The 26,170-nt window shown below is 71.6% G+C and carries 27 protein-coding genes and 1 pseudogene; 19 read left to right on the forward strand and 9 right to left on the reverse strand.

All coding sequences use genetic code 11. The features are described 5' to 3' along the window. Nucleotides 1-10: 10 nt before the first annotated feature. The 12 genes from ACFOYX_RS11000 (at nt 11) to nrdJ (ending at nt 7,585) form a co-directional block, all read left to right on the forward strand. Nucleotides 11-847: an AAA family ATPase gene (locus ACFOYX_RS11000; RefSeq protein ID WP_377533968.1), complete on the forward strand. Its 837-nt coding sequence runs from the start codon at nt 11-13 to the stop codon at nt 845-847. Between the two features lie 2 nt (nt 848-849). Then, nucleotides 850-1,167, forward strand: coding sequence for a hypothetical protein (locus ACFOYX_RS11005; protein WP_377533969.1), 318 nt, complete (start codon nt 850-852; stop codon nt 1,165-1,167). Nucleotides 1,168-1,174: 7 nt separating this feature from the next. Then, on the forward strand, nt 1,175-1,618 hold the full coding sequence (locus tag ACFOYX_RS11010; RefSeq protein WP_377533970.1) for an endonuclease VII domain-containing protein: 444 nt from the start codon (nt 1,175-1,177) through the stop codon (nt 1,616-1,618). 15 nt (nt 1,619-1,633) lie between these two features. Continuing rightward, on the forward strand, nt 1,634-1,774 hold the full coding sequence (locus tag ACFOYX_RS11015; protein WP_377533971.1) for a hypothetical protein: 141 nt from the start codon (nt 1,634-1,636) through the stop codon (nt 1,772-1,774). A gap of 50 nt (nt 1,775-1,824) precedes the next feature. Further along, entirely contained in the window at nt 1,825-2,163 is a 339-nt protein-coding gene (locus ACFOYX_RS11020; RefSeq protein WP_377533986.1) for a CHC2 zinc finger domain-containing protein, read from the forward strand. Next, the gene (locus ACFOYX_RS11025) at nt 2,045-2,665 is read left to right on the forward strand and encodes a toprim domain-containing protein (protein ID WP_377533987.1); all 621 of its coding nucleotides are present in this window, start codon (nt 2,045-2,047) and stop codon (nt 2,663-2,665) included. Before ACFOYX_RS11020 ends, ACFOYX_RS11025 begins: the two co-directional genes overlap by 119 nt. Continuing rightward, nucleotides 2,662-3,096, forward strand: coding sequence for a hypothetical protein (locus tag ACFOYX_RS11030; RefSeq protein ID WP_377533972.1), 435 nt, complete (start codon nt 2,662-2,664; stop codon nt 3,094-3,096). The genes ACFOYX_RS11025 and ACFOYX_RS11030 overlap by 4 nt, the downstream gene beginning before the upstream one ends. Continuing rightward, complete coding sequence (locus ACFOYX_RS11035) at nt 3,093-3,272, forward strand: hypothetical protein (protein ID WP_377533973.1); 180 nt, start codon at nt 3,093-3,095, stop codon at nt 3,270-3,272. Before ACFOYX_RS11030 ends, ACFOYX_RS11035 begins: the two co-directional genes overlap by 4 nt. Next, nucleotides 3,262-3,465 carry a hypothetical protein gene (locus ACFOYX_RS11040; protein WP_377533974.1) on the forward strand — a complete coding sequence of 68 codons (204 nt, stop codon included), beginning with the start codon at nt 3,262-3,264 and terminating at the stop codon, nt 3,463-3,465. Before ACFOYX_RS11035 ends, ACFOYX_RS11040 begins: the two co-directional genes overlap by 11 nt. A gap of 4 nt (nt 3,466-3,469) precedes the next feature. Continuing rightward, a complete protein-coding gene (locus ACFOYX_RS11045; protein ID WP_377533975.1) occupies nt 3,470-4,663 on the forward strand; it encodes a hypothetical protein in 1,194 nt (397 codons plus the stop codon). Further along, a complete protein-coding gene (locus ACFOYX_RS11050; protein ID WP_377533976.1) occupies nt 4,656-5,372 on the forward strand; it encodes a hypothetical protein in 717 nt (238 codons plus the stop codon). Before ACFOYX_RS11045 ends, ACFOYX_RS11050 begins: the two co-directional genes overlap by 8 nt. 95 nt (nt 5,373-5,467) lie before the next feature. Then, nucleotides 5,468-7,585, forward strand: a complete 2,118-nt coding sequence (nrdJ, locus tag ACFOYX_RS11055) for a ribonucleoside-triphosphate reductase, adenosylcobalamin-dependent (RefSeq protein WP_377533977.1) — start codon at nt 5,468-5,470, stop codon at nt 7,583-7,585. Between the two features lie 48 nt (nt 7,586-7,633). Here nrdJ and ACFOYX_RS11060 read toward each other — a convergent pair whose 3' ends face one another. Next, the gene (locus ACFOYX_RS11060) at nt 7,634-7,843 is read right to left on the reverse strand and encodes a hypothetical protein (protein WP_377533978.1); all 210 of its coding nucleotides are present in this window, start codon (nt 7,841-7,843) and stop codon (nt 7,634-7,636) included. Between the two features lie 108 nt (nt 7,844-7,951). Here ACFOYX_RS11060 and ACFOYX_RS11065 point away from each other — a divergent pair, with 108 nt between their 5' ends. Further along, the gene (locus ACFOYX_RS11065) at nt 7,952-8,293 is read left to right on the forward strand and encodes a hypothetical protein (protein ID WP_377533979.1); all 342 of its coding nucleotides are present in this window, start codon (nt 7,952-7,954) and stop codon (nt 8,291-8,293) included. Nucleotides 8,294-8,385: 92 nt separating this feature from the next. Here the strand turns inward: ACFOYX_RS11065 and ACFOYX_RS11070 are convergent. The 4 genes and pseudogenes from ACFOYX_RS11070 to mfd all read right to left on the reverse strand — a co-directional run. After that, a pseudogene (locus tag ACFOYX_RS11070) lies at nt 8,386-9,486 on the reverse strand (DUF885 family protein); the annotation flags it as partial. A gap of 94 nt (nt 9,487-9,580) precedes the next feature. After that, nucleotides 9,581-10,573: a nucleoside triphosphate pyrophosphohydrolase gene (locus tag ACFOYX_RS11075; protein ID WP_322440683.1), complete on the reverse strand. Its 993-nt coding sequence runs from the start codon at nt 10,571-10,573 to the stop codon at nt 9,581-9,583. A 2-nt stretch (nt 10,574-10,575) separates the two neighbouring features. Continuing rightward, the gene (locus tag ACFOYX_RS11080) at nt 10,576-11,352 is read right to left on the reverse strand and encodes a hypothetical protein (protein ID WP_322440684.1); all 777 of its coding nucleotides are present in this window, start codon (nt 11,350-11,352) and stop codon (nt 10,576-10,578) included. 55 nt (nt 11,353-11,407) lie between these two features. Continuing rightward, nucleotides 11,408-15,040, reverse strand: a complete 3,633-nt coding sequence (mfd, locus tag ACFOYX_RS11085) for a transcription-repair coupling factor (protein ID WP_322440685.1) — start codon at nt 15,038-15,040, stop codon at nt 11,408-11,410. Nucleotides 15,041-15,175: 135 nt separating this feature from the next. Here mfd and ACFOYX_RS11090 point away from each other — a divergent pair, with 135 nt between their 5' ends. Together ACFOYX_RS11090 and ACFOYX_RS11095 are read left to right on the forward strand one after the other, a co-directional pair. Further along, nucleotides 15,176-16,069, forward strand: a complete 894-nt coding sequence (locus ACFOYX_RS11090) for an AraC family transcriptional regulator (RefSeq protein ID WP_322440686.1) — start codon at nt 15,176-15,178, stop codon at nt 16,067-16,069. Nucleotides 16,070-16,351: 282 nt separating this feature from the next. Further along, nucleotides 16,352-17,263 carry a cyclase family protein gene (locus ACFOYX_RS11095; protein WP_322440687.1) on the forward strand — a complete coding sequence of 304 codons (912 nt, stop codon included), beginning with the start codon at nt 16,352-16,354 and terminating at the stop codon, nt 17,261-17,263. Between the two features lie 151 nt (nt 17,264-17,414). Here ACFOYX_RS11095 and ACFOYX_RS11100 read toward each other — a convergent pair whose 3' ends face one another. Further along, entirely contained in the window at nt 17,415-17,723 is a 309-nt protein-coding gene (locus tag ACFOYX_RS11100) for a hypothetical protein (protein WP_322440688.1), read from the reverse strand. Between the two features lie 209 nt (nt 17,724-17,932). On the opposite strand from ACFOYX_RS11100, the gene ACFOYX_RS11105 reads away from it, so the two are divergent. Continuing rightward, on the forward strand, nt 17,933-18,160 hold the full coding sequence (locus ACFOYX_RS11105) for a winged helix-turn-helix domain-containing protein (protein WP_322440689.1): 228 nt from the start codon (nt 17,933-17,935) through the stop codon (nt 18,158-18,160). A 291-nt stretch (nt 18,161-18,451) separates the two neighbouring features. On the opposite strand, the gene ACFOYX_RS11110 is transcribed toward ACFOYX_RS11105, so the two are convergent. Continuing rightward, entirely contained in the window at nt 18,452-19,492 is a 1,041-nt protein-coding gene (locus tag ACFOYX_RS11110; RefSeq protein ID WP_322440690.1) for a S66 peptidase family protein, read from the reverse strand. A 9-nt stretch (nt 19,493-19,501) separates the two neighbouring features. Next, nucleotides 19,502-19,933 (reverse strand): VOC family protein, encoded by a 432-nt coding sequence (locus ACFOYX_RS11115; RefSeq protein WP_322440691.1) that lies wholly within the window; start codon nt 19,931-19,933, stop codon nt 19,502-19,504. Nucleotides 19,934-20,012: 79 nt separating this feature from the next. On the opposite strand from ACFOYX_RS11115, the gene ACFOYX_RS11120 reads away from it, so the two are divergent. Next, nucleotides 20,013-21,074 (forward strand): hypothetical protein, encoded by a 1,062-nt coding sequence (locus ACFOYX_RS11120; protein ID WP_322440692.1) that lies wholly within the window; start codon nt 20,013-20,015, stop codon nt 21,072-21,074. A 124-nt stretch (nt 21,075-21,198) separates the two neighbouring features. Beyond that, entirely contained in the window at nt 21,199-23,985 is a 2,787-nt protein-coding gene (ppc, locus tag ACFOYX_RS11125; RefSeq protein ID WP_322440693.1) for a phosphoenolpyruvate carboxylase, read from the forward strand. Nucleotides 23,986-24,048: 63 nt separating this feature from the next. Here the strand turns inward: ppc and ACFOYX_RS11130 are convergent, their stop codons facing one another. Next, on the reverse strand, nt 24,049-24,888 hold the full coding sequence (locus ACFOYX_RS11130) for a hypothetical protein (RefSeq protein WP_322440694.1): 840 nt from the start codon (nt 24,886-24,888) through the stop codon (nt 24,049-24,051). 55 nt (nt 24,889-24,943) lie between these two features. Between ACFOYX_RS11130 and ACFOYX_RS11135 the strand changes: the two genes are divergently transcribed. Further along, nucleotides 24,944-26,134: a DNA recombination protein RmuC gene (locus ACFOYX_RS11135; RefSeq protein WP_109800105.1), complete on the forward strand. Its 1,191-nt coding sequence runs from the start codon at nt 24,944-24,946 to the stop codon at nt 26,132-26,134. The last annotated feature ends 36 nt before the right edge of the window (nt 26,135-26,170 follow it).

Consider the following 26,170-nt stretch of genomic DNA (forward strand, 5'->3'; position numbering starts at 1 on the left):
TTGAGACAGAGTGCTGACAGCGGGTAGATCCCTTGCCCTGCACGCGGAGTCCGGCAGGGAGCTGCCCCGCGTCCCGGCGTTCCAGGCGCTCTACGAGCGAGGCACCCGCCCCCGGCATGGCGAGGTCGTCATGGTCGCCGGCCGAAGCGGAACGCAAAAAAGTGGGTTCGCCCTTTTCTGGGTGGCGCAGATGAACCTGCCCACCCTGTACTTCTCCGCTGACATGTCCGCCTTCACCGCCTCGTCCCGGCTCGCCAGCATGGCGACCGGCGACACGTCAGAGGTGGTCGAGAAGGGCATGGCGATGGGCGGGAAGTACCGCCAGAAGTACCTCGATGCACTGAGTCGGAGCAACGTCACGTTCTCGTTCGGCTCCCCGATCACCTGGCAGACGGTGGACGAGGAACTGGAAGCGTACGTGGAGCTGCACAACCGGTACCCCGAGGTCATCGTCTTCGACAACTTGATGGACTTCGATGGTGCGGAGTCGGACTACACCGAGCAGATGGCGGTCATGTCGATGAGCACCGAGCTGGCCCGCAACACCGGGGCCACGACGATCATCATGCACCACGCCAGCGACAAGAGCTGGGACGCCAGGTCCGACCCCTGGAACCCGCCGAGCCGGGACCAGGTCAAGGGCGGCCTGTCGGAGAAGCCCGAACTATCCCTGTCCGTAGCTCTCGACCCGAACACGATGGAGTACCGGGTCGCGACCATCAAGCAGCGGATGGGTCCAAGCGACCCGACGGCCCGCAAGTACGCGGTCATGTACTGCGAGCCCGAGCTGACCCGCTTCCACGCCACTCCCCCGCAGGTGCGGGCACGTCAACAGGAGGTTGTGTAACTGTGATCTACGGTACCGAGTTGAAGATCGACGGCAACACCTACGAGGTCATCGCGTCGGCCGGCGAGTACGACTACTCCTGGCACGAGGCGGCCCTGCTGCGCCTGGACGGGCAGCTCTACTTCGCCGAGTCCTCGGGCTGCTCGTGCTACGGCTTCGAGGACAACGTCTCCGCGAGCGACCTGGAGCCGGTGCGCAACTGGCAGGAGGCGGTCGAGAAGGCCAAGGACTGCATCGCCGACGAGCACGTCGCCACCTTCGCGGAGCGGCTGGCCGAGATCCGTCCGGCCTCGTCGAGCGTCCCGGGTGTGACCTTGTGAGCGGGACTTGAGTGGTTCGGAACGCCACCGGGGCAAGCCGTGCGTCGACTGCGGCAAGGCCAAGGGGCCGAACCAGCAGACCGACATCCGGTGCTACCGGTGCGGGCTGGCGAAGCGCCGGGAGCGCAGAGACAAGGCGCATGCCCAGCGGGTCGAGAAGACCTACGGCATCACCGGCGACGAGTACGGCATCCTCCTGGCCTTCCAGGGCGGGTGCTGTGCGATCTGCCGGCGGGCCAAGGGCCTGTCCAAGCGCCTCGCCGTGGACCACGACCATGCACTGGAAGCGGAGCAAGGCAGCCGGGCTTCGGTCCGGGGCCTGCTCTGCTCCCCCTGCAACGACATTCTGGCGCACGCCCGGGACGACCCGGAGTTCCTGCGCCGGGCCATCGACTACCTGATCAACCCACCATCCAGGGAGGTGCTGAACCTTGACCAGCCACCGCAGTAGCACGGGAGCCAAGACGTGAGGGCGTACCACGACATGCTCGCGCTCATCGACTTCACCGGGGCCGAGATCCTCGACCACCTGGTGCACGGCGAGACGAAGTGGGGCCTGCGCGAGATGCAGGCGACCGAGGAGTTCTTCGGGGTGGAGGTGGAGTAGTGGCAGCCGACGAGCGGCCTGACCTGGTGGCCGTCCTGGAGCACTACGACGTGCAGGTCAACCCGTACAAGGTCAGCCAGATGGTGCGGTGCCCCCTCCAGGGCGAGGACAGAACGCCGTCGATGTCAATCAACACGAACACCGGGCTCTGGAACTGCCACTCCTGCGGGAAGGGCGGGGACAGCTACAACCTGATCATGGAGAAAGAGGGGGTGGACTTCCGTGGAGCAAGCAACCTTGCTGCCTCTGTCGGCTTCGCAACTGGAGACGCTGGAGGAAGCGACCAGGGCGTACGAGGATCAAGTTACGCAGGAAGCCGCAAGCTACCTGGTGGCAAGGGGGGTCGGAAAAGCGGAGGCGGCTACGTTCCGGCTTGGCGTCGTCGCTGACCCGTACCCGGGCCACTCGAAGTACCGGGGCATGCTGGCCATCCCCTACCTGGACCGCGACGGCAAGCCGCTGTCGATCCGGTTCCGCTGCCTCCAGGAGCACGAGCACCGCGACTTCTTCCACGGCAAATACAACACCGTGAAGGACGAGCCGGCGCGCTGCTTCAACATCGGCGCGATCTTCCGCGCTGGCGACGAGCTGCACGTCACCGAGGGCGAGTTCGACGCGGTGGTCCTGAACAAGATCGGGCTGCCGGCGGTCGCTCTCCCGGGGGCGAACAACTTCAAGCCGAGGCACCGCCGCATGCTGGCTGGCTTCTCGCGGATCTGGGTGTGGGGAGACCCGGACGACGCGGGTGCCGAGTTCACCAACAAGATCTGCCGCTCACTGCGGCAGGCCAAGGGTCTGCGCCTGCGGGATGGCGATGTGACCGACACGTACCTCAAGGGCGGGGAGCAAGCCCTGCTGAGCATCCTTGGAGAGGGGAGCAACAACCAGTGACTGAGATCAACAACGAGCGGGTGTTCGAGCTGAACGACCAGGACCCCGAGCTGGTAGCGCGGGCGTTCGTCGAGGCGATGGAGAAGATCGCCAAGCACTTCAAGAAGATCGGCGTCAGTGCCGAGGTGGTCAACGAGGTGAACCGCCAGGAGGAGGAGTGGGGCGAGCAGGACCACCCCTTCACCCCGGAGGGCGTCATCGGGAACGGCTACCACGCCGAGTACCAGTGGCGCGCTGACCGCTGGAAGCGGGAGAACGACTACCGGGCCGGCGTCGGTCACCCCGCCTGGGACGGCATCCTCCTCGAAGAGGTGTACGAGGCGCTGGCCGAGGAGGACCCGGAGAAGCGTGAGGTCGAGCTGGTCCAGGTCGCGGCGGTCGCCGTGTCCGCCATCCTGGCCTCTCGTCGTGCCCGGAGTGTGAACCTGTGAGCGAGATCGAGATCCCGATCCGGGTGCAGGTCGGCGAGCAGGGCCTCGTCGAGGTCGGCACGATCAGCCACCCGCACGGCCTGCCCGAGCTGTTCCGCAAGATGGCCGACGACCTGGAGGTGCTCCAGGAGTACCGGGAGTACCCGAAGAGGTGGGTGACCGGCGTTGACGGCTGAAGCGAAGCCCAGCTCGAAGCTCCAGGCCGCTCTCGACGCGATGAGCGACCCGGTGCGACAGGCGTTCCTGGCACACCTGATCGGCGAGACCAGCGCCGAGTACTTGGCTGACTGGCTGGAGCGGGCCGGCACCCCGGTGTCCCCGTCCAGCATCCGAACCTACAGGCGCTCGCTGCGCCGGACTGGAGTGTGATCGTGTGAGCGACGACCTGCTGAAGGAGCTGCTCGACAAGCCGGTCGGGCCGGCGACCCCTGCCCGCAAGACCAACCCCGAGCGCGACTTCACTCGGCAGGTCGAGATCTCGGGCGACGAGGTCGAGGTGATCGTCAACGCGGACCAGGTGACCGAGGAGGGCGACGCCGCCCGACTGCTGACCGAGCAGGGCCTCGACCCGGCGCAGTGGAAGGCGACCGCGTTCCGGGTGTCCGAGTGGACCCGGGCCAACGGTGAGCTGGGGGTGTCGACCAAGTACGTCTTCGCCCGCGTCGGTGCCACCTCGGAGACCGAGCGCCCGGACCTCGACCACCTGTTCGACCGGGTCAGCCGGGAGCGGGGCCGGCGGGCTGTCAGGCCCGAAGGCGACCACGGCTTCCTGGTCCTGCTGGGTGACATGCAGTTCGGGAAGATCGACGGCGACGGCGTGGAGGGCACGCTGCGGCGCACGCTGGGCTGCCTCGACCAGGCGGCCGACCGGTTGCTCTGGCACAGCGAGCAGTTCGGGATCGGGCACGTCCACCTGGGCTGGCTGGGTGACCACATCGAGGGCTTCGTCTCGCAGGGCGGTGCCAACGTGTGGCGCACCCCGCTGACGCTGAACGAGCAGATCCGGCTGACCCGTCGGGTGATGCTCTACGCCCTGGAGCTGTTCGCTCCGCTGGCCGAGCGGGTCAGCATGGCGGCGGTGCCCGGCAACCACGGCGAGAGCGTGCGGTTCAGCGGCAAGGGCGTGACGCGGTACGACGACAGCCACGACACCGAGTCGCTGATCGCCGTCGCCGACGCGGCCAAGCTGAACCCGGACGCCTTCGGGCATGTCGAGTTCTACGTCCCCGAGACGGACGAGCTGACGGTGGTCCTCGACGTGGCTGGCACGGTGGTCGCCCATGCCCACGGCCACCAGTGGAGGGTCGGCAAGCACTTCGAGTGGTGGAAGGGGCAGGCGTTCAACAAGCAGAGCGCCATGCACCAGGCGGACCTGCTGGTCGCCGGCCACCTGCACCACGAGTTCATCGACACCGATGGGCCGCGCACCTTCATCCAGCCCCCGGCGATGGAGAGCGAGAGCACCTGGTGGCGGCACGCCAAGGGGACGGTAGGAGCGCCGGGACTGATCGTCGCGGTGACCAAGGACGGAGAGACGAACATCAAGGAGGTGGTTCGCAGTGAGTGAGCAGGACGTGGACTGGTCGGTGCTGGAGTACCCAGGCGTGAAGGCGGTCGCCCGCAACGCGGCCACCAAGGTGGCTTCCGACTACGACGGGCTGGCCACCGTCGACTACGACGACCTGTACCAGGAGGCGCTGATCCTGCTGGCCACCGGGTCCGACAGCCAGGAGTGCCTGGGTGACCCGAGCCTGGGGCTGGGGGTCCTCTACACCAGAACGGTCCAGGGCCTGCTCGACAAGGTGCGGGTGGAAGCCGGCCGGCATAACCGGCAGACCTCGCTGGAGGCGACGCTGGATGCTGGCGAGGACGTGACTGCACCGAAGCGTGCGCAGGCTGCCGAGGAGGGTGGGGGTGACTACAGCCGCGAGCTGATCGAACAGCTCCTGCCGGCCGTGTGGGACAGCTCGTACGCCTTCGGGATGACCAACCCGCAGGCACCGGACCCGGACATGCCGCGAGCCACGATCGACGTTTCGCACGGCTGCACCCTGTACGCCCACCTGGCCGACATCAGGACCGCCTGGAAGCGGGCGTACATCCCGCTGGCAGAGAAGCAGGCCCTGCTCCTGCGGTACGGCATGGGGTGGCGTGAGCAGGAGATCGCCGACCAGCAGGACTGCGGGCGGTCGACTGTCTCGGAGCGCCTGGCCCGTGGCGTGGCTCGCATGCGGGACTACCTGAACGGCGTGGAGTTCAGCGAGCAGTCCTGGTAGAGTGTGATGGTGTGAGCGGGTGCCCCACTCCGGGGTGCCCGCTCCCTTCGTCTGACGTGTGAAGTTGAGACCAAGTGATAGGAGCACAACAACCCGTGATCAAGCTGAACATCGAGCCCGAGTACACCTTCGGGCCTACCGGACAGGTCGTGTACGAAAGGACGTACAGCCGGACCAAGCCGGACGGCACCAAGGAGATCTGGCCCGAGACCGTCGAGCGGGTCGCCACCGGCAACCTCGCCCTGGTCTACGGACCCCGGGAGACCTGGTCGGCCAAGGTCGAGGAGGAGTACCAGAAGCTGCGCCGCTACATGCTGCGCTTCGCGATCATCCCCGCCGGCCGTCACCTGTGGGCGACCGGCGTTCCCGGCCGGCAGTACCTGTTCAACTGCCACGTCGCCGGTTGGGGCGGCAAGCTGTCCGACCACTTCGAGTTCGCCTTCCTGCGGCTGATGGAGGGTGGCGGTGTCGGGGCCAACTACAGCTCCCGCTTCCTGGGGCCGTTCGGCACGCCGCGTCGGGCGCTCAAGGTGCACATCGTCTGCGACCCGATGCACCAGGACTACGCCGAGATGAAGGCGGCCGGCATCCTGTCCGAGCAGTACGACTCTGACTGGGCCGGCGCGTGGAACGTCGAGGACTCCCGCGAGGGCTGGTCCGACGCCCTGGTCGACCTGCTCGACACCTTCATGACCGACGACCAGGTGCAGCACGCCAACCGGGTCTACGACGTGAGCCGCGTCCGCTGCAAGGGCAGCCGGCTCAAGACGTTCGGCGGCACGGCCAGTGGCCCTGGCCCGTTCGCGGTGATGATGCATGAGGTGGCCCGGGTCCTGAACGGGGCCTTCGCCAGCCAGGAGCGCGGCCTGCGCACCTTCGGCCACATCACCCCGGTCGAGGCGATGGAGATCGACCACGCCATCGCTGAGTGCGTGGTGTCGGGTGGCAACCGCCGCTCGGCCCGCATGTCGATCGTCCGCTGGGACGACCCGTACATCGACGAGTTCCTGGCCTGCAAGCAGGACACCGGCAAGCACTGGACGACCAACATCTCGGTCGAGATCAATGATGAGTTCCTGGACGCGCTGAACTACGCGGGCACGTCGACCAGCGGGCAGACGCACGCCGCCGAGCGGGTCCACCGCCTGGTGGTCGAGGGCGCGCTGACGAACGGCGAGCCGGGCTACTGGAACAGCAGCCTGTCGAACGTCGGCGAGGTCAACGAGGTGGTGGCCACCAACCCGTGCGGTGAGATCGCCCTGGAGGCGTGGGAGAACTGCAACCTGGGTCACGTCAACCTGGACCAGTTCGCTCCGAAGCGTCGGGGTGGGCCGGTCGACTGGCTGGGCCTGGACGAGGCGCTGACCCTGGTCACCCGCTTCCTCGTGCGCGCCACCTACGGGGACGTGAACGACCCGAAGCAGGCGGCCAAGCTGGCGACCAACCGGCGCATCGGTGTGGGCCTGACGGGCGTGCAGTCCTTCTACGCCAAGCGGGGCCACCCGTACTCGAAGGTGCCGAAGAACAGCCGGCTGCGCCAGGAGATCCGCCAGGCGGCCAAGCTGGTGCGTGAGGCTGCTCGTCGTGCTGCGTTCGAGCTGCGGATCGCTGAGCCGGTGAAGGTCACCACGATCGCGCCGACGGGAACGATCAGCAAGCTGGCCGGCGTGAGCGAGGGCGGGCACCCGATCTACGCCCGACACTTCGACCAGCGGGTCCGGTTCAACCTGACCAACCCGAGCGAGCGGGTCAAGGTCGAGGAGTTCCGGGTGCAGGGCTTCACCACCGAAGTCTGCCAGTACGACAAGAGCGGCAACACTGCGGTGGTGGTCTTCCCGACGAAGGACAACCTGCTGGCCGGGGTGGAGGCGCTGGGCTACAGCCCGGAGGACGCCATCGAGCTGGTCGAGCAGGCCGACGAGATCAGCCTGGACGACATGCTGGCCTTCCAGCAGATGCTCCAGGAGGAGTGGGCCGACAACGCCGTCTCCTTCACGGCCAACGTGCCGGAGGGGCTGAACCACGACAAGGTCGCCGAGGTGATCGCCCGCTGGCTGCCGATGCTCAAGGGCACGACCATCATGGTCGACGGCACCAGGCCGCAGGCTCCGTTCACCCGGATCACTGCGGCTGAGTACGAAGCTGCGACCGTCACCCTGGTCGCGGATGGCATTGACGAGGAGTGCGCTACGGGGGCCTGTCCGGTCCGCTGAGCGCCAAGATCTGGGCCCGGCTCCCTGTGTGGGGGTCGGGCCCTTTCGTCATTCCTGGAGCAGCTCAGGCCGGCGCTGCCTGATCCACTTCTCCACGTCCCGCTTGAGCCAGACCTTGCCCATCGTCAGCTCCTGGACGGGGTCGGGGAAGCCCTTGGCCGAGGCGACCACATGGGCACGCTGACGGGACACACCGCCCAGCATCTCCCGGATCTCCGCGATCCCGACCAGCTCCTCCACGTCGTTGACGGTAGACATGTGCGGAGTGCTACGTGAAGGCAACGTCAGGAGTGCCTTGCGGCCATCACTGACGATCGTCACGGAAATGGTTGACGGCCGTCACTGATGACTGTCAACCTGTAGGGCATGGAGTCGAGCAACCAAGGAAGGCACTACCTGTCCATGCCTGCGCCCTACGTCCGCCCGTACGTCGGTCCCCGGCCGCCCGAGAAGCACCACCCTCACCTGCCGCAGCGCCCGGTCTGGGCGTGCAAGGTCTGCGGTGACCCGTGGCCGTGCGAGCCGGCGAAGCTCCTGATGCTGATGGAGTACCGCAAGCACATGATCGCGCTGGCGATGTACATGGGCACCCACCTGCACGACGCGGTCGCCGACTTCATGCGCCTGCACCCGGACACCCCGCCGGACTCGACTGAGCTGTTCGATCGCTTCCTCGCGTGGACCAACCCGCGCCAGCACCGCACCTGACCTTGCTCTCACCCGAAGAGAGGGGCCCTGCTCTACGGAGTGGGGCCCTTCTTCGTGCCCTCTCGCACGGGTCATGTTGCCAAGATGTACTGGTCGCGGTAGAACGACTCGACCCGGTGCGCCGGCCAGTCCGCCGGGGTGGGCGCGATGCAGTAGAAGGTGGGCAGGTCGGCCGTCTCCAGCGGGCCCGGCGAGTCGCAGTACGCCACCGCGACCCCCCGGGCGAACTCCGGCATCTCCTGGATCACGCACGGGTCTTCGACCAGGGTGATCAGGTCGTGCGCGCGGACGAAGTCGCTCGCCTCGTCCAGGGTGACCGAAGCCAGCTCCACGATGGACTGGTCGTCCGGGTGCTCGGCGGCGAGCAGGTCCAGCGCCCGGCGTACCGTCTCGTCGTCGGCCGGACCGCCGACCAGCTCGACGGCCGCCTCGCGGATCTCCGCGGTGACCCGCTCCAGGTTGGCCCAGGCCCGGCGCTGCACCTCGGCGGCGCCCAGCTCGGTGTCGAGGGTGTGCCAGAGCCGCGCCTCCCAGCGGCGCCGGCCCAGCCGCGGGTCGCGCCCCGGCCCGGCGTCGGCGGCCAGGCCGATCCGCAACCAGGCCACGAACTCCTCCAGCGCGGCGATCGCGTCGGTCGCGGCGGGCTCGACCCGGCCGTAGAGCCCCGGCGCCTCGGCCAGCAGCCGGGGCACCTCGTCGCGGATCAGCGCCGCCGTGCCGGTGAACTGCCCGACCGCCGTCTCGGCGTGGATCCGCGGCATGTCGCGCAGCGTCGCGCGCGCGGTCGCCAGGGCGTCCGGTACGGCCGACAGCCGCCCGGCGAGGTGGGACAGCCGCTCCTCGACGGGCGCGTACGGGCGGGCGAGCAGCGCGTGCAGCAGCGGACCCGGGTTGTGTCGCAGTGGGTCCCACTCGTGCGCGCGGATCTCCGTCGACTCGAACATCGCCCGGTCGACGAGGCTGCTCAGCAGCGCGTGGTCGACGCCCTCCTCGACGTCGAGCGAATCCGGGTCGATCTCGGAGAGCGCGTCGGCGGCCTCCTTGAGCATCGCCTGGTCGGCTGCGACCGCGTCGGCGGAGAGGTCGGGCAGCCGGTCGTCGTACCGGTGGTCGCCGGCCGACGTGGCCAGCCCCGGCCGGCTCTCCAGCAATGCCTCCACGATCCGCTCGGCGAGCGGCACGAACGACTCCATCCCCCGACCCTACCGACCTCGCGGCACCTCGGCCGCCCTTCGGTTGATCATGAAGTTGTTGTCACTCGGCACGACGGGTCGTGCAACTTCATGATCAACTCGGCTGGTCGGCGCGGGCCTCGCGTTCGGCGGTGCGGACGGCTTCGGCGTAGGCCAGGGTGGTGCGACGGAGGGCGGCCTCGGGGTCGATGTCCGCCTGCCGCGCCGCCGCCACCGTGGCGAGGAGGCTGGCGCCGAGCCTGGCCTCCGGGTCGACCTGGGACTCCGCGAGCGGGGGCGGGACGGCGAGCCCGACGCGGGCGGCGCGGTCGAGGATCTTGGCGGCCAGGGCGAGGGCGGGCTGGCTCAGCGCGATGCCGTCCAGCACCGACTCGCGGGCCTTCTCGGCCCGCTTGATCCGCTCCCAGTTCGCCTCGATCTCCTCCAGCGAGCCGGTCCGCTCCCCGGAGAAGACGTGCGGGTTGCGGCGGACCATCTTGTCGACCAGCCCCCCGGCCACGTCGTCGACGTTCCACCGCTCGTCCTCGGGCAGGTCCTCGGCGAGGCGGGCGTGCAGCAGCACCTGGAGCAGCACGTCGCCCAACTCCTCGCGGAGCGCGTCGGTGTCGTCGGCGCTGATCGCGTCGTACGCCTCGTAGCACTCCTCCAGCAGGAAGCCGGCGAGGCTGCGGTGGGTCTGCGCCCGCTTCCACGGGTCACCGCCCGGCGAGGCCAGCCGGTCCATCACCTCGACCGCGTCCAGCAGCCGGGCCCCCGGCGGATCCCACGAGCCGTACATCAGCTCCAGCTCGGCCAGCCCGGGCTCGCGGGCCAGCCGCAGTCCCAGCTCCCGGGCCAGCGCCTCGTCGCCGGCCGGGCCGGCCAGCCAGACCGCCGTGCCGTGCGCGGCCACCGCGTCCAGCAACGCCTGCGTCGCGCCGCCGGAGACCACAGTGACCTCGGGGCCCGCCGAGCGGACCGCCGCCGTCAGCGGGCTCTCCGCGCCCGCCAGCACCGGGGCGGACCGTACGACGTCCCAGGCGGCCGCGGTCAGCAGGCCGGCCGGCAGCCGGGGCGAGGTGACCAGCAGGACGATCCGCGCGGACATGCTCAGGAGGCGGCCTGACCGGTCGCCTCGGTGGCCACCGGCTCCGGCGTGGAGACGTCGGTCACCTGGCCGTTGCCGTGCACGTACGGCAGGTCGTACTGGCGGAGGCCGCTCTGGGTCTGCAGCAGCGCCGGGATCTCCAGCGCCCGGAAGCGCGGGTTGACCGTGACGTCGAGCTTCTCGACCTCGTCCTGCAGGGCCGCGCTCACCGCGGAGACCTGGCGGGTGAACGGCGCCTGCTCGAACTGCTGGCGCTGCTCGTCGGCGGACCAGCCGGCCGGGGCCACGCCGGCCTTGACCAGCGCGTCGTAGAGGTCACCGCGCGAGTCGTCGGTCAGCTCGGCCGGCGGCAGCCCCGCCTCCAGGCCCAGGTAGAGGTCGTACCACTCGGCGGCGAGCTGCGCGTACTCGGTGTCCGGCACGCCCAGCTCCTTGCCGATCTGCGCGGCGCTGAGCTGGTCCTGCACCTCGACCTTCTTCTCCTCGGCGATCCGCTTGCCGAGGTCGATGCCGACCAGCAGGTTGAGGATGTCCTGCCGGTCCACGTTCAGCTTCAGCTGCTCCGGCGACGGGGTCGCCCCCTGCTGCGCGGCGGAGGCCTTCACCGACTCCTCGTACGCCGCCTGGGCCTCGTCGTGGATGGCGTCCACCCGGTCCACCGAGTAGGTCCGGTCCCCGACGTACGCGGCGACGTCCGGCGCGGACCGACCGCAGGCGGCGAGGGCGAAGACAGCGAGGGCCGCGACGCTGGCGGCGGCGATGAGACGGCGAGCACGCATGACGGTCACTCTCTCACGCCCGCCACCCCGCTGTGACGCCGCCCACCGGGCCGGCTCACCGGGCCCCCGCCAGGGCCGGCTCGCCCAGCACATCCTTGAGGAGCTGGGCGCACCACTCCAACAGGGCCTGGTCGCGCAGCGGCTCGCCGCCCACTCGGCGGGTGCTCGGGCGCGGCACGCTGACCTGGTCCTGGGCCTGCTTGTAGACCGAGTCCGGGTGATAGCGCTTGAGCCGCAGCTGCTTCGAGTCGGGCAGCGGCAACGGGCCGAACCGCAGGTGCTTGCCCTGCATGGAGACCTCGCTGAGGCCGTACCGGCGGGCCAGCAGCCGGAACCGGGCCACCGCGACCAGGTTCTGCACCGGGGCGGGCGGCTCGCCGTACCGGTCGGTCATCTCCGCGACCACCTCGCGCAGCCGCTCGTCGTCGCGGGCCTCGGCGAGCTTGCGGTACATCTCCAGGCGCAGCCGCTCCACCCCGACGTAGTCGTGCGGCAGGTGCGCGTCGACCGGGAGGTCGATCTTGACGTCGGCCTCCTCCTCGGGCTGCTCGCCCTTGAACGCCGACACCGCCTCGCCGACCATCCGGACGTACAGGTCGAAGCCGACGCCCTCGATGTGGCCGGACTGCTCGCCGCCGAGCAGGTTGCCGGCGCCCCGGATCTCCAGGTCCTTCATCGCCACGTACATGCCGGCGCCCAGCTCGGTGTGCTGGGCGATGGTGGCCAGCCGCTCGTGCGCGTGCTCGGTGAGCGGCTTCTCCGGCGGGTAGAGGAAGTAGGCGTACGCCCGCTCCCGACCCCGGCCGACCCGGCCGCGGATCTGGTGCAGCTGGGCCAGGCCGAGCAGGTCGGCGCGCTCCACGATCAGGGTGTTGGCGTTCGGGATGTCGATGCCGGACTCCACGATCGTGGTGCAGACCAGGACGTCGAACTCCTTCTCCCAGAAGCCGACCATCACCTTCTCCAGCGCCTCCTCGCCCATCTGGCCGTGCGCCACGGCGACCCGCGCCTCGGGCACGAGCTCCCGGATCCGGCGCGCCGCCCGGTCGATCGACTCGACCCGGTTGTGCAGGTAGAACACCTGCCCGTCGCGGAGCAGCTCGCGGTGGATGGAGGCGGCCACCTGCCGGTCGTCGTACGCCCCGACGAAGGTCAGCACCGGGTGCCGCTCCTCCGGCGGGGTGGCGATGGTGGACATCTCCCGGATGCCGGTGATCGCCATCTCCAGCGTCCGCGGGATCGGGGTGGCCGACATGCTCAGCACGTCGACCGAGGCGCGCAGCGTCTTCAGGTGCTCCTTGTGCTCGACGCCGAAGCGCTGCTCCTCGTCGACGATGACCAGGCCGAGGTTCTTGAACCGGGTGGCCGTCTGGAGCAGCCGGTGGGTGCCGATGACGATGTCGACGGTGCCGTCGGCGATCATCTCCAACGTCCGCTCGCTCTCCTTCGGCGTCTGGAACCGGGACAGCTGCCGGATGGTCACCGGGAACTGGCCCATCCGCTCGGCGAAGGTGTTGTAGTGCTGCTGCACCAGCAGCGTGGTGGGCACCAGCACCGCCACCTGCTTGCCGTCCTGCACCGCCTTGAACGCGGCTCGCACCGCGATCTCGGTCTTGCCGTACCCGACGTCGCCGCAGATCAGCCGGTCCATCGGGACGGTCTGCTCCATGTCCCGCTTGACCTCGTCGATCGCGGCGAGCTGGTCCGGCGTCTCCTGCCAGGGGAAGGCGTCCTCCAGCTCCCGCTGCCACGGGGTGTCCGGGCCGAACGAGTGCCCCTTGGACGCCTTGCGGGCGGCGTAGAGCTGGATCAGCTGGGCGGCGATCTCGCGGACCGCCTTGCGGGCCCGGGCCTTCGACTTCTGCCAGTCCGAGCCGCCCATCTTGTGCAGGGTGGGCTGCTCGCCGCCGACGTACCGGGAGAGCTGGTCGAGCTGGTCGGTGGGGACGAAGAGCCGGTCGCCGGGCTGGCCGCGCTTGCTCGCGGCGTACTCGATGACCAGGTATTCCCGGGAGGCGCCGTTGACGGTGCGCTGCACCAGCTCGACGTACCGGCCGATGCCGTGCTGCTCGTGCACCACGTGGTCGCCGGCCTTGAGCTCCAGCGGGTCGATGGTGTTGCGCCGCCGGCTCGGCATCTTGCGCATGTCCCGGGTGGAGGTGCCCCGGCCGCCGGTGACGTCGTTACCGGTGAGCAGCACGAACCGGGACGCCTCGTCGACGAAGCCGCCGGTCAGGCAGCCACAGGACACCAACAGCTCGCCGGGGGCGGGCGCGGTGGGGACCGCCTCGGTGAGCCGGGCGCCGAGACCGGCGTCGCGGAGCACCTCGACGGCCCGCTGGGCGGGGCCGTGGCCCTCGAAGACCAGCGCGATCGACCAGCCCTCGCCGGCCCAGCGCTTCAGGTCCTCGACCACCCGGGCGGTCTCGCCGTGGTAGAGCGGGGCGGGCTGGGCGGCCAGGGTCACCGCGATCGCGTCGTCGGGGCTGACGTCGACCTCGGTCGGCTCGTCCTCCCACGGCTGGCGGACCGGTGCGGTGGCGTCCGCCTCGACCAGGCCGAACGGCGCGAGGGTCCACCACGGCTGGCGCAGGGCGCGGGCCGCCGTGCGTACGTCGGCCAGGGTCTTGAAGGCGGCGGCGCCCAGGTCGACCGGGGCCTGGCCGCCGACGGCGGCCGCAGCCCAGCTGGCCCGGAGGAACTCCTCGGAGGTACGCACCAGGTCGTGCGCCCGGGTGCGGATCCGCTCCGGGTCGCAGAGCAGCACGTGGGTGCCGGCCGGCATGCAGTTCAGCAGCAGTTCCAGGCTCTCGTTGCCGAGCAGCGCCGGGACCAGCGACTCCATCCCCTCGACGGGGATGCCCTCGGCGAGCTTGTCGAGGATCTCGGCCAGTTCCGGGTGCTCCTGCGCCAGGGCGGCGGCCCGCTTGCGGACCTCCGGCGTGAGCAGCAGTTCCCGGCAGGGCGGCGCCCAGAGCTGCGGCACGCCCTCGATGGTGCGCTGGTCGGCGACGGCGAAGGTGCGGATCTCCTCCACCTCGTCGCCCCAGAACTCGACCCGGGACGGGTGCTCGTCGGTGGGCGGGAAGACGTCGAGGATGCCGCCGCGGACGGCGAACTCGCCCCGCTTGGTGACCAGGTCGACCCGGGCGTACGCCATGTCGGTGAGCCGGCGGGCGACCTCCTCCAGATCCGCCTCGTCACCCGCGGCGAGCTGCACCGGCTCCAGGTCGCCGAGCCCCTTGAGCTGGGGTTGCAGCAGCGACCGGACCGGCGCCACGACCACCCGCAGCGGCCCGGTACGCCCGTGCGCGTCGGCGGAGCCCGGGTGGGCCAGCCGGCGCAGCACGGCCAGCCGCCGCCCGACCGTGTCGGAGCGGGGCGAGAGCCGCTCGTGCGGCAGCGTCTCCCAGGACGGGAAGACCGCCACCTGCTCCGGCGGAACCAGGCTGCCCAGCGCCGAGGCGAGGTCGTCGGCCTCCCGGCTGGTGGCGGTGACGGCCAGCACCGGGCGGCCGGCGCCGCCCGCGGGCTCGTCCGCGGCGACCGCGGCGACCGCGAACGGGCGCAGCGCGGCCGGGGCGGTGAGGTCCAGGCCGTCGACCTGGGCGGCACCGGAGCGCGCCAGGTCACGGGCCCGGGCCAGGCCCGGGTCGGCCAGGGCGGCGGCGAACAGTCCGGTGAGCATCAGTGATCACTTCCCGCGGATGGCACACGACGATCACCCCGCGCCCGGTCTGGACGGGGGGTTTGCGAATCGACACTATCTCTCCGGGGGGACGATCGGCCGCCACGCCGTCGAGGAACACCTGAGGGAGACCGAATGCCTGCTGAGGGAACCGGCAGTGATCCACGCCGCAAGACCACGCCGGCCCGGTGGCGGGTGCTGGGGCACCCGGACGGGATGCTGATCTACCAGGTGCACTGCATCGTGGAACACCACGGCTGGACGGAGCCCGCCGCCGAGGACCGCTACAAGCTCATCCTGGGTCGCTCGGGCGCCTACCAGCGCCGCCTCAACGGCCGGCCCGGTGTCTCCGACGCCACCTCGGTGCTGATCACCCGCCCCGGGGACGAGATGTCGGTCTCCCACCCGTACGGCTGCGGCGACTCGTACACCTGCCTGGAGATCGACCGGGAGGTGCTGGCGGACCGGCCGGACGCCGTCGGCTGGCTGGACCGGCCCGGCTGGGCGGGCACCTCGGACGCCTCCCTGGACCTGGCGCACCGGCTGCTGGTGGCCGAGTGCCGGCGCGGGCTGGACCGGTTCGAGATGGCCGAGCGGCTGCACCGGTTCCTGGGCCGGCTGCTCCAGCACAGCGCGCTGGCCGGGGAGGACGCCGGCGCCGAGATCGACCGGGCGGTACGGCGGCGACCGGCGACCCTGGCCGCACACCGGCGCCTCGCCGACCGGGCCCGCGAGGTGCTCGCCACCTCGGACTTCACCCTCGGTCTGGAGGAGGTCGCCCGGGAGGTGGGCACCTCGCCGCACCACCTCAGCCGGGTGTTCCAGCGGATGACCGGGAGCAGCCTGACCGCGTACCGGAACCGGCTGCGGGTCCGGGCGGTGCTGGACACCCTCGCCGAGCCCGACGGGCGTCCGCTCGGGGTGCTGGCCAGGGAGTACGGCTTCGCCGACCAGGCCCACCTGACCCGGGTGGTACGCGACCAGGTCGGGCACCCGCCGGCCCGGCTGCGCCGCCTGCTCGCGGGCTGACCCTGCCGGCGGAGGTGCCGTACGGGGGGGTATACGACACCTCCATGAGGCACGCCCGGGCGGCCGCACCGGCCCGACGAGGGGCGTCGGGCCTCCCCGAAAAGGTCCGCGTACCCCCGCTCCGACCGCCGTCGGCGTGACGGCACCGGCCGGGCTGGCGCGTTCCATCCTCGGGCCACGGCGGTGCCGGGTTCTTGAAGAAAATTGCTCAGATCCCGGGCGGGCCGACCGCCCGCCCGATCGGATCTTGACCGGGGCGGCGGCCCGTGATCGGCTTGCCGGGTGGCAGAGCAGTATCGGGCGCAGTTCGACGCGGAGGTCACCTTCGCCAACGGTGGCGGGCTGCGGACGGAGGGGTTCCGGCTGGACATCCCGGGCCGGGACGTCACCGACGACGAGCTGGCCGCGCTCCTCGTCCGGCACCTCGGGCTGCTGATGGTCGCCGAGGTGCGGATCGACCGCAGGACGATCATCGAGGAGCCGCACAAGGGCGGCCGGGGCGTCGCCGCAGACACCCCGCCGGCGCGGCGGCTGGTCGAGCTGAGTCACGTGATCACCGACGGCATGACCACCCTGCCGGGCTGGCCCGCGCCGCGGATCACCGACTGGCTCACCCGGGAGGCGTCCCGGGCGAACTACGCCCCCGGCGTCGAGTTCCACGTCGCCCGGATCGACATGATCGCGAACACCGGCACCTACCTCGACACGCCCGCGCACCGCTGGGCCGACGGCGCCGACCTCACCGGCACGCCGCTGGACCGCCTCGCCGACCTGCCCGGGCTGGTGGTCCGGGTGCCGGCCGGCACCCGGGCGGTGGACCGGCTGCTGCTGGCCCCGTACGACGTGGCCGGCCGGGCGGTGCTGCTGCACACCGGCTGGGACGCGCACTTCGGCACCGACCGGTACGCCGGGCCCGAGGCGCCGTACCTGGCCGCGGACGCCGCCCGCGCCCTGGTGGACGCGGGCGCCGCCCTGGTCGGCATCGACTCGATCAACATCGACGACATGAGCCCGTCGGCGCGGGGCGAACGCCCGGCGCACAGTGCCCTGCTGGCCGCCGGCGTGCCGATCGTCGAGCACCTGACCGGCCTCGACGCGCTGCCGCCGACCGGCTTCCGGTTCACCGCCGCCCCGCCCCGGGTGGCCGGCATTGGCACCTTCCCGGTCCGCGCCTTCGCCACGATCGACGCCTGACCCCGAATGCGCTCCCGCCCGGCGCTCACCGACCGGCCCCCGCGCACCCAACCGCCAAGATCCACTCCGGTCACGCGAGATGCGGTATCCGATGCGCCCGGATAGCCGCCACCTCACGGACCTGGCGTGGATGTTGCGACTCTGCGAGAACTCAGGCGGCTCGAACCGAGCCCGGACCGAGCCGGCGCACCAGCCGCTGGCACAGATGGGCCAGTGAACGGGACTGGGCCAGGTCAATCGGCCAGCGTTCGACGTCGGAGCCAGCGGAGAGTTCCAGCAACAGGCCGGATGGCGGGGTCGGACCGACGTCCATCCGCCACAAGCCGATCCTGACCTGGATCACCTCGTCACCCCGGACGGCCGTGCCGATGAGGCGGGACAGGTGCAGGTCATTCGGCCCGGCGCAGGCGGGGCCCCGCAGGCACCAGGGCGGATGGACGGAGTTCGGTAGGTTGCTCATGGGCCGGGGTCCTTTCCCGGTCAAGGCCCGGGGAGCGGAGTGCCACCTCCGCCCCGGGCCGCCCTGTTCGTTGAGGGGGACCTGCCACAGTCACCCCGCTGCAACCTACGACTACCTGTCATGCCAGGACAATACCTGGTACCACATTTCATTGACGCTCCGGCGGCATGCGTGATCACATGTGCATTACCTGCCACGGAAGTCAACCCATGCCTGCGTACACCAAGAAGCAACGTCTCATCGACACCCTGACCCAGCGCATCGAGTCAGGCGAGTACCCGCCGGGCGCGAAGCTGCCCTCCGGCACCGAACTCTGCGCCGAGTTCGACGTGTCCCGTCAGGTGGTGCGTTCCGCCATCGACTGGCTCAAGGCACGCGGGCTCGTCGAAGGCGCACCGGGCGCCGGCGTCTTCGTCCGCGCCGAGGGTCCCAGGTAACACCTCCACAGGGCCCGCAGGGCGTAGATGGAACAGGCCTCATCCGCCCGGCTCGGCCCGTTCTGGCTCACCCTTGACGGGCTCAGCCTGCCCGGTCCGACCAACACCCACTCCGGTTCACGCGACCGAACGCGTCGAGATGGCGCGGCAGCCCCGAGGCCCGCCCAGTTCGCGCCCGGACGACCAGGAAGGTGTCGCTCCGGTCGGCCACTCCGAACAGGTGGGTGACGACGTCCAGGGCCTGACCCACGTCAGGCGTCCGCAGGATCGGGTACTCCCACGAGTTGCTCATCAGTAACGGACCGAGATCCGGCGCTCGACCGCGTCGACCCGGATCTCCCCGCCGTACGGGATGATCAGCTGCGGGTCGGTGTGGCCCAGGTCGACGTCGAAGACCACCACGGCGTCGGGGGCGTACTCGGCCAGCGCCCGGGCGACCGCCTCCCGTTGGGCGTCCGCCCACGCCCGCCGCTCGTCGATGGTGTGCGGGCGGTCGAAGTCCCACGCCTTGGCCCGGCCGACGACCACCGCCGGGAAGCTGGCGAGCAGCCCCCGCTCCCCCATGTTCCGCAGGATCCGGAACACCTCCTGCGCGCTGGGCAGCTCGTTGGAGGTCTCGAAGACCAGCACCGAACCGGCCAGCTCGGCCGCGGACGGAACCCGGTCGGTCGCCATCAGCCAGTGCAGGATCTCCAGGCAGCCGCCCCAGGTCCGCCCCTGCACCACCCGGGCCGGCCCCTGCCAGCGCCAGCCGTCGCCGGGGAGCATCTCCGGCTCGAACGCCAACGTCTCCGGCTCGGTCCACGGGTTGGGCTTGTCGCCCCACTCGGGGGCGGGCGCCAGGTCGTACCAGCCGGAGGTGAAGAGGGCGGCGCGCAGCGAGTCGAAGGTCAGCGGGTGCGGTTTCCCCGGCCGACCGAGGTGCACCAGCACGGACCCGCCGTGACAGGCCACGATCCCCAGCCGGTACAGGTGGTTGAGCACGTTGGTGTTGTCCGAGTAGCCGAAATACGGCTTCGGGTTGGCCCGCAGCACCTCGTCGTCCAGGTGCGGGGTCACCGTGATCAGGTCGTCCCCGCCGACGGTGGCGAGCACAGCGGTGATCGTCGGGTCGGCGAAGGCGGCGGTCAGGTCCCGGGCCCGGTCCCGCGGGTCGGCGCCCATCACCCGGGTGGTCGGGTACTCCACCGGCTCCAGGCCGAACTCCTCGCGCAACCGGCGCAGGCCCAGCTCGTGGACGTGCGGAAAGAGACCCGACAGGCCGCGGGAGGGAGATACCACGGCGACCCGGTCGCCCGGCTTCGGCTTGGCGGGATAACGCAATGACGGCATGCCCTGACGCTAACGGCCGCCGCGACGGGGTTTCTCGACCGTCTGACCGACCTCGATCAGGTGGCCGTCCGGGTCTCGCAGGTAGCAGCGGATCTCCCTGCCCCGATCCTTCGGCCGGGTCAGGAACCGCGCGCCCCGGGCGGTCCACTCGTCGTAGACGGCCTGGATGTCGGCCACCCGGATGTTGAGGAACGCGCTGGTCCGGTGCGGGTCGGGCGGGGTCTCCAGGATCACGTCCGGCTTGTCCTCGGTGGGCCCGCCGCCGACGGCGATGATCACCCAGCTGTTGGCCAGCCGGACCATCGCCGGGTCGGCCTCCCGGACCACCGTGCCGCCGAGGACGTCGGAGTAGAAGGCCGCCGACCGGGCCACGTCGGCGGCCACCACGAAATGAGCCAGCAGGATGCCCTCGGCCGGGATCGGCAGGTCCTCGAGCGCCATACCGCCAGCCTGACAGCGGCCGGAGCGCGGGGCGGCGAAACCCCACAACCAGGGCGAACCACCGCCCTAGGCTGGCGGCGTGGACGAGGACCGGGAACTCGCCGTGCGGGACTGGCTGCCGCGTACGGCGGCGCTGCTGGTCGGCACGCTCGCCCTGGCCACCGCGTTCATCGCCGCCTACGTGGGGGCGCTGCACCAGCCCACCCCGCGCGACGTGCCGGTCGGGGTGGTCCTCGGCGACCAGCGCGCGCAGCAGGTGATGGCCGCCGTGCGCGCCCGGACCGACAAGATCAAGCCGATCCAGTACGACAGCGCGCAGGCCGCCGACGACGGACTGACCGCCCGCGAGGTGTACGCGGTGCTCACCTCCGGCCCGGACGACGGGTTGCGCCTCACCACCGCCAGCGCCGCCGCGCCCGCCGCCGCCGAGCTGGTCACCCAGGTGCTCACCCAGGCCGCCCGCCAAGCCGACCTGCCACTCCAGGTCACCGATGAGGTGCCGGTGGAGGCGAGCGACCCGCGCGGGCTGGTCCCCTTCTACCTCGCGGTCGGTTACGTCCTCGGCGGTTATCTGGCCTCCACCGCGCTCGGCCTGAAGACCGGCACCGCGCCGGTGAGCCTGGCCCGGGCCGGGTTGCGGATCGCCGCGCTCGCGGTTTACGCGATCGTGCTCGGCGCGGTCGGCGCGACGATCGTCGGGCCGGTCCTCGACGTCTGGCACCACGACGTGCCGGCGGTCGCCGCGGTCGGCGCGCTGGCGGTCTTCGCCGCCGCGATGGTGGCCGCCGCCGTGCAGGGCTGGCTCGGCCTGCTCGGCACCGGGATCGTGATCCTGCTGTTGGTGGTGCTCGGCAACCCCGGCTCCGGCGGCATCTACGCCCCGGAGTTCCTCCCCGGCTGGCTGCGCGGCATGCACCGGTGGAACGTGCCCGGGTTGGCCACCGACCTGATCAAGTCGGCGGTCTACTTCGACCGCCGGTCGACTGGCTGGTCGCTGACCGGCCTGGTGGTGTGGGCGTTGCTCGGGATCCTCGGGCTGATCACGGCCACGATGTTCCGCACCCACCGGCGGTCCCGGCGCGCCGCCCGGGCCGCCGGCCCCCGCCCGACCGGACCTGGCGAGCCCGCCACCGATGGCTGAGCCGTCCCGCCCGTCCCAGAGTGCAGATCATCACGCCGGGTCCCTCCTGTCGGCGGGGCCGACGCGGATACCATCCAGGGAGTCGGACAGCGCTGTCCTTCGTACTCACGTAAGGAGCGCACCCGTGACCGACCAGCACGACCACGACGGCCCGGACGCCGCACTGCGGGCCGACATCCGCCGCCTCGGCACGCTCCTCGGGCAGACCCTCGCCCGGCAGGAGGGCCGCCCGCTGCTCGACCTGGTCGAGGAGATCCGGGCGCAGGTCCGCTCCGACGCGCCGGCCGCCGCCCAGCGTCTCGGCGGCCTCGACGTCACCACCGGCACCAAGCTGGCCCGGGCCTTCTCCACCTACTTCCACCTGGCCAACATCACCGAGCAGGTGCACCGGGCCCGCGACCTGCGGCGCCGCCGGGCGGTCCAGGGCGGCTGGCTGGACCAGGCGGCCAAGATGATCGCTGAGCGCGGGGTGCCGGCCGAGGAGATCGCGGCCGCGGCCCGCCGCCTCGCGGTACGCCCCGTCTTCACCGCCCACCCGACCGAGGCGGCCCGCCGGTCGATCCTGTCCAAGCTGCGCGCGATCGCCGACGAGCTGGACGCCGAGACCGCCAACGCGATCCTCTACGGGGCCAGCGACGAGGGGCCGGCCAACCGGCGCCTGGCCGAGCTGCTCGACCTGATGTGGCAGACCGACGAGCTGCGGCTGGACCGGCCGGACCCGACCGACGAGGCCCGCAACGCCATCTACTACCTGCGCGACCTGTACGCCGAGGCCGCCCCGCAGGTCCTCGACGACCTCGCCGACACGCTGCGCACCCTGGGCGTCGAGACCTCGCCGACGTCCCGACCGCTGACCTTCGGCACCTGGATCGGCGGCGACCGGGACGGCAACCCGTTCGTCACCCCGGCGGTCACCCGGGAGGTGCTGCGGATCCAGCACGAGCACGGGATCGCGGCCACCGAGGCGGCGATGGAGCACCTGATCAACGAGGTCTCCGTCTCCCGGCGGCTGCGCGCGGTGTCGCTCGACCTCTCCGCCAGCCTCGCCGCCGACCTGGACGCGCTGCCCGAGGTGGCGCCCCGGTTCCGCCGGGTCAACGCCGAGGAGCCGTACCGGCTCAAGGCCCGCTGCGTGAAGGCGAAGCTGGCCAACACCCGGGAGCGGCTGCGCGCCGGCACCGCGCACGTGCCGGGGCGGGACTACCGGGGCTCCGCCGAGCTGATCGCCGACCTGGAGCTGCTGCGCGCCTCGCTGGCCCGCAACTCCGGGCAGCTCACCGCCGTCGGCCGGCTGGCCTCCACGATCCGTACGGTCTCCGCGTTCGGCCTGCACCTGGCGACCATGGACGTCCGGGAGCACGCCGAGGCGCACCACACCGTGCTCGCCCAGCTCTACGCGGCCGTCGGCGAGGTGCCGGACTACCCGTCGCTGACCCGGCTGGAGCGGACCAAGCTGCTCGCCGACGAGCTGGCCGGCCGCCGGCCGCTCTCCACCCTGGACACCCCGCTGACCGAGGGCGCGCGGAAGACGTTCGACGTGTTCGGGGCGATCCGGGAGGCGCAGGACCGGTTCGGCTCCGAGGTGATCGAGTCGTACATCATCTCGATGACCCTGGGCGTCGACGACGTGCTCGCCGCGGTGGTGCTGGCCCGCGAGGCCGGCCTGGTCGACGTGCACTCCGGGCGGGCCCGGATCGGCATCGTGCCGCTGCTGGAGACCCCGGCCGAGCTGAACGCCGGCGGTGAGCTGCTGGACGAGCTGCTGTCGCTGCCCGCGTACCGGGCCCTGGTGGCGGCCCGGGGTGACGTGCAGGAGGTGATGCTGGGCTACTCCGACTCGAACAAGGAGGCGGGCATCACCACCAGCCAGTGGTCGATCCACCGGGCGCAGCGCGCGCTGCGCGACGTGGCCGCCCGGCACGGCGTGCACCTGCGGCTGTTCCACGGTCGCGGCGGCACCGTGGGTCGCGGTGGCGGGCCGACGCACGACGCGATCCTGGCCCAGCCGTACGGCACGCTGGACGGCGCGATCAAGGTGACCGAGCAGGGCGAGGTCATCTCCGACAAGTACACGCTGCCCGCGCTGGCCCGGGAGAACCTGGAGCTGACCGTGGCCGCGGTGCTCCAGGCGACGCTGCTGCACACCGCGCCCAGGCAGCCGGCCGAGATGCTGGAACGCTGGGACGCGACGATGGACGTGGTCTCCGAGTCGGCGTTCCGGTCGTACCGGTCGCTGGTCGAGGACCCGGACCTGCCGGCGTACTTCTGGGCCTCCACCCCGACCGAGCTGCTCGGCGCGCTGAACATCGGCTCCCGGCCGGCCAAGCGGCCGAACACCGGGGCCGGGCTGGCCGGCCTGCGGGCCATCCCGTGGGTGTTCGGCTGGACGCAGACCCGGCAGATCGTGCCGGGCTGGTACGGCGTCGGCTCCGGGCTGGCCGCCGCGCGGGCGGCCGGGCTGGAGGACGTGCTCGCCGAGATGAACCGGAACTGGCACTTCTTCCGCACGTTCCTGTCGAACGTCGAGATGATGCTGTCCAAGACCGACCTGACGATCGCCCGGCGGTACGTCGAGACCCTGGTGCCGAAGAAGCTGCACCCGATCTTCGACAAGATCCAGCAGGAGTACGAGCTGACCAAGCAGGAGGTGCTGGCGGTGACCAACTCGGCGGCCCTGCTGGAGAACTCGCCGGTGCTCCAGCGCACCCTGGCGGTGCGGGACACCTACCTGGAGCCGCTGCACCATCTCCAGGTGGCGCTGCTCCAGCAGTACCGCGAGTCCGGCGCCGCCGGCCGGGCGGTGGCCACCGCGCCGGGCGGCCGCCGCGCCCCCAACGACGGTACGGCGCTGGAGCGGGCCCTGCTGACCACGGTGAACGGCATCGCCGCCGGCATGCGCAACACCGGCTGATCCGGACCGGCACCGGCCCGCCCACCCGGTCGAGCCGGCCGGTTCAACCTGGCCGGCTCGGCCTCACCAGTCGCCGCCGCCGAAGTCCCCGCCGCCGAAGTCGCCCCCACCGAAGTCGCCGCCGAAGTCTCCGCCGCCGCCGTAATCGCCGCCGGCGGCGGAGAAGTCCCCGGCGTAGTCGCCGCCGCCCTGGTCGCCGCCGCCCTGGTCGCCGCCGCCCTGGTCGCCGAAGTCCCCGCCCTGGTCCTGGCCGTCGCCGAAGCCCTCCTGGTAGGCGGCCTCGTAGCCGTAGCCCGGGTCGGCGAAGGCGGGCGAGAAGAGCGCGTCGGCGATCAGGATGCCGCCGAGCACGCCGGCCCCGGTGCCGAGCGCGGTCTTCCACCAGGGCGTCGAGTACCAGCCGGCGGGCACCGGACGGCCCTGCCAGTTGCCGCCCGGGTAGTAGTAGGGCGTCTGGTTGCCCGGCTGCGGGCCGGCCCGGTAGGTCTGCCCCTGCACGTTGACCTCACGCTCCTTGGTGAGCATGCCGGCGCCCCGGGCGGCGGCCAGCGGCGGCAGCTCCGGGCCCGGGTCGATGCCCAGCGCGGTGCGGGCGGCCCGGATGTAGGCCAGCCCCTCCAGCGCGGTCTCCCGGGCCAGCGCGAACTGGTGCGGCGTCCCCGCCTGCTCCAGCTGCGACCCGGCCGCGTTGTACCGCTCACCGGCGTCGGCCAGCGCCTGCCGCACCGCCGGCGCGTCGCCGTGCAGGTTCATCAACTGCCCGCCGAGGCGCTCGTACCAGCGCTGCGCCTCCGCGCGGGCGTCGGCCAGCTCGGTGGCCCGCCGGGCCCTGCTTCCCCACCGCCAGAACACGAGCGCACCTCCGAGCAACAGGACCAGGATCACCCACAGGGCAGCTTCCATACCCCCGAACGTACCCACCGGGCGCTCGTCGTACCCGTTTGGCAAGCTCTCGGGCATGGACTTCGCGACGCTGGCCGTGGTGGTGCTCTGCCTCGCCGCGGGCGGCGCGGTCGGCTGGCTGGCCGCCCGGTCCCGCGCGGCCACCCAGATCGCCCGGTTGGAGGCGACCCTGGAGGCCACCCGGGCGGGCGAGGGGCGGCTGGAGCAGTCGATGCGGGCGCTCAGCTACGAGGCGACCGCCCAGTCGCAGGAGGCGGTCGCCCGGGCGGTGGCCCCGCTGCACGACACCCTCCGGCGGTACGAGCAGCGGGTCGCCGAGCTGGAGCACGACCGGGTCGACGCGTACGCCGAGCTGCGGGAGCAGGTCCGGGCGATGAGCACGGTCTCCGGGGAGCTGCGCACCGAGACCAAGCAGCTGGTGGCCGCGCTGCGCGCGCCGCAGGTGCGGGGGCGCTGGGGCGAGCACCAGCTCCGCCGGATCGTCGAGGCCGCCGGCCTGCTGGAGCACTGCGACTTCGACGAGCAGGTCACCGCCGCCACCGACCACCAGGGGGTCCGCCCCGACCTGGTGGTCCGGCTGCACGGTGGGCGCAGCGTGGTGGTCGACGCGAAGGCGCCCTTCGACGCGTACCTGACCGCGATGGAGGCGCGCGACGAGCGGGGGCGGGACACCCACCTCGACGCGCACGCGCGGCACCTGCGGGCGCACGTGGACGCGCTCGCGGCGAAGACCTACTGGGCGGCCTTCGACTCGACGCCGGAGTTCGTGGTGCTCTTCGTGCCGGCCGACCCGTTCCTCGACGTGGCGTTGCAGCGCGACCCGACGCTGCTGGAGCACGCCTTCGCCCGCAACGTGGTGCTCGCGACCCCGGCCACCCTGGTGGCGCTGCTGCGTACGGTGGCCTACTCGTGGCGGCAGGAGGCGTTGGCGCGCAACGCGGTGGCGGTGCATTCCCTGGCCCGCGAGCTGTACGGGCGACTGTCCACCCTGGGCGACCACGTCGGCAAGCTCGGCGCGTCGCTCGGCGGGGCGGTGACCGCGTACAACCGGGCGGTCGGGTCGCTGGAGGCGCGGGTGCTGGTCAGCGCGCGCAAGCTCGCCGAGCTGGGCGTCTCGGACCAGGAGCTGGCCACCCCGGCGCAGGTGGAGCTGGCTCCCCGGCAGCCGCAGGCCCCGGAGCTGGTCGGGACCGGGAACGAGGGCGGGTCCACATCGGCCGAACGGTCAGCAGACATCGACGTTTAACACGGCCGGTGTGACGATGACGGCCGACCCACGTCA

Source organism: Micromonospora sp. GCM10011541, from assembly GCF_042650725.1.
In the GTDB taxonomy this organism is placed as follows: domain Bacteria; phylum Actinomycetota; class Actinomycetes; order Mycobacteriales; family Micromonosporaceae; genus Micromonospora; species Micromonospora sicca.

What these genes read in the sequence shown, in the direction of transcription:
- ACFOYX_RS11060 (WP_377533978.1), bottom strand. Translation starts at nt 7,843, where the DNA reads ATGTCTACCGTCAACGACGTGGAGGAGCTGGTCGGGATCGCGGAGATC.
- ACFOYX_RS11065 (WP_377533979.1), top strand. Translation starts at nt 7,952, where the DNA reads ATGGAGTCGAGCAACCAAGGAAGGCACTACCTGTCCATGCCTGCGCCC.
- ACFOYX_RS11075 (WP_322440683.1), bottom strand. Translation starts at nt 10,573, where the DNA reads ATGTCCGCGCGGATCGTCCTGCTGGTCACCTCGCCCCGGCTGCCGGCC.
- ACFOYX_RS11080 (WP_322440684.1), bottom strand. Translation starts at nt 11,352, where the DNA reads ATGCGTGCTCGCCGTCTCATCGCCGCCGCCAGCGTCGCGGCCCTCGCT.
- mfd (WP_322440685.1), bottom strand. Translation starts at nt 15,040, where the DNA reads ATGCTCACCGGACTGTTCGCCGCCGCCCTGGCCGACCCGGGCCTGGCC.
- ACFOYX_RS11090 (WP_322440686.1), top strand. Translation starts at nt 15,176, where the DNA reads ATGCCTGCTGAGGGAACCGGCAGTGATCCACGCCGCAAGACCACGCCG.
- ACFOYX_RS11100 (WP_322440688.1), bottom strand. Translation starts at nt 17,723, where the DNA reads ATGAGCAACCTACCGAACTCCGTCCATCCGCCCTGGTGCCTGCGGGGC.
- ACFOYX_RS11105 (WP_322440689.1), top strand. Translation starts at nt 17,933, where the DNA reads ATGCCTGCGTACACCAAGAAGCAACGTCTCATCGACACCCTGACCCAG.
- ACFOYX_RS11110 (WP_322440690.1), bottom strand. Translation starts at nt 19,492, where the DNA reads ATGCCGTCATTGCGTTATCCCGCCAAGCCGAAGCCGGGCGACCGGGTC.
- ACFOYX_RS11115 (WP_322440691.1), bottom strand. Translation starts at nt 19,933, where the DNA reads ATGGCGCTCGAGGACCTGCCGATCCCGGCCGAGGGCATCCTGCTGGCT.
- ACFOYX_RS11130 (WP_322440694.1), bottom strand. Translation starts at nt 24,888, where the DNA reads ATGGAAGCTGCCCTGTGGGTGATCCTGGTCCTGTTGCTCGGAGGTGCG.
- ACFOYX_RS11135 (WP_109800105.1), top strand. Translation starts at nt 24,944, where the DNA reads ATGGACTTCGCGACGCTGGCCGTGGTGGTGCTCTGCCTCGCCGCGGGC.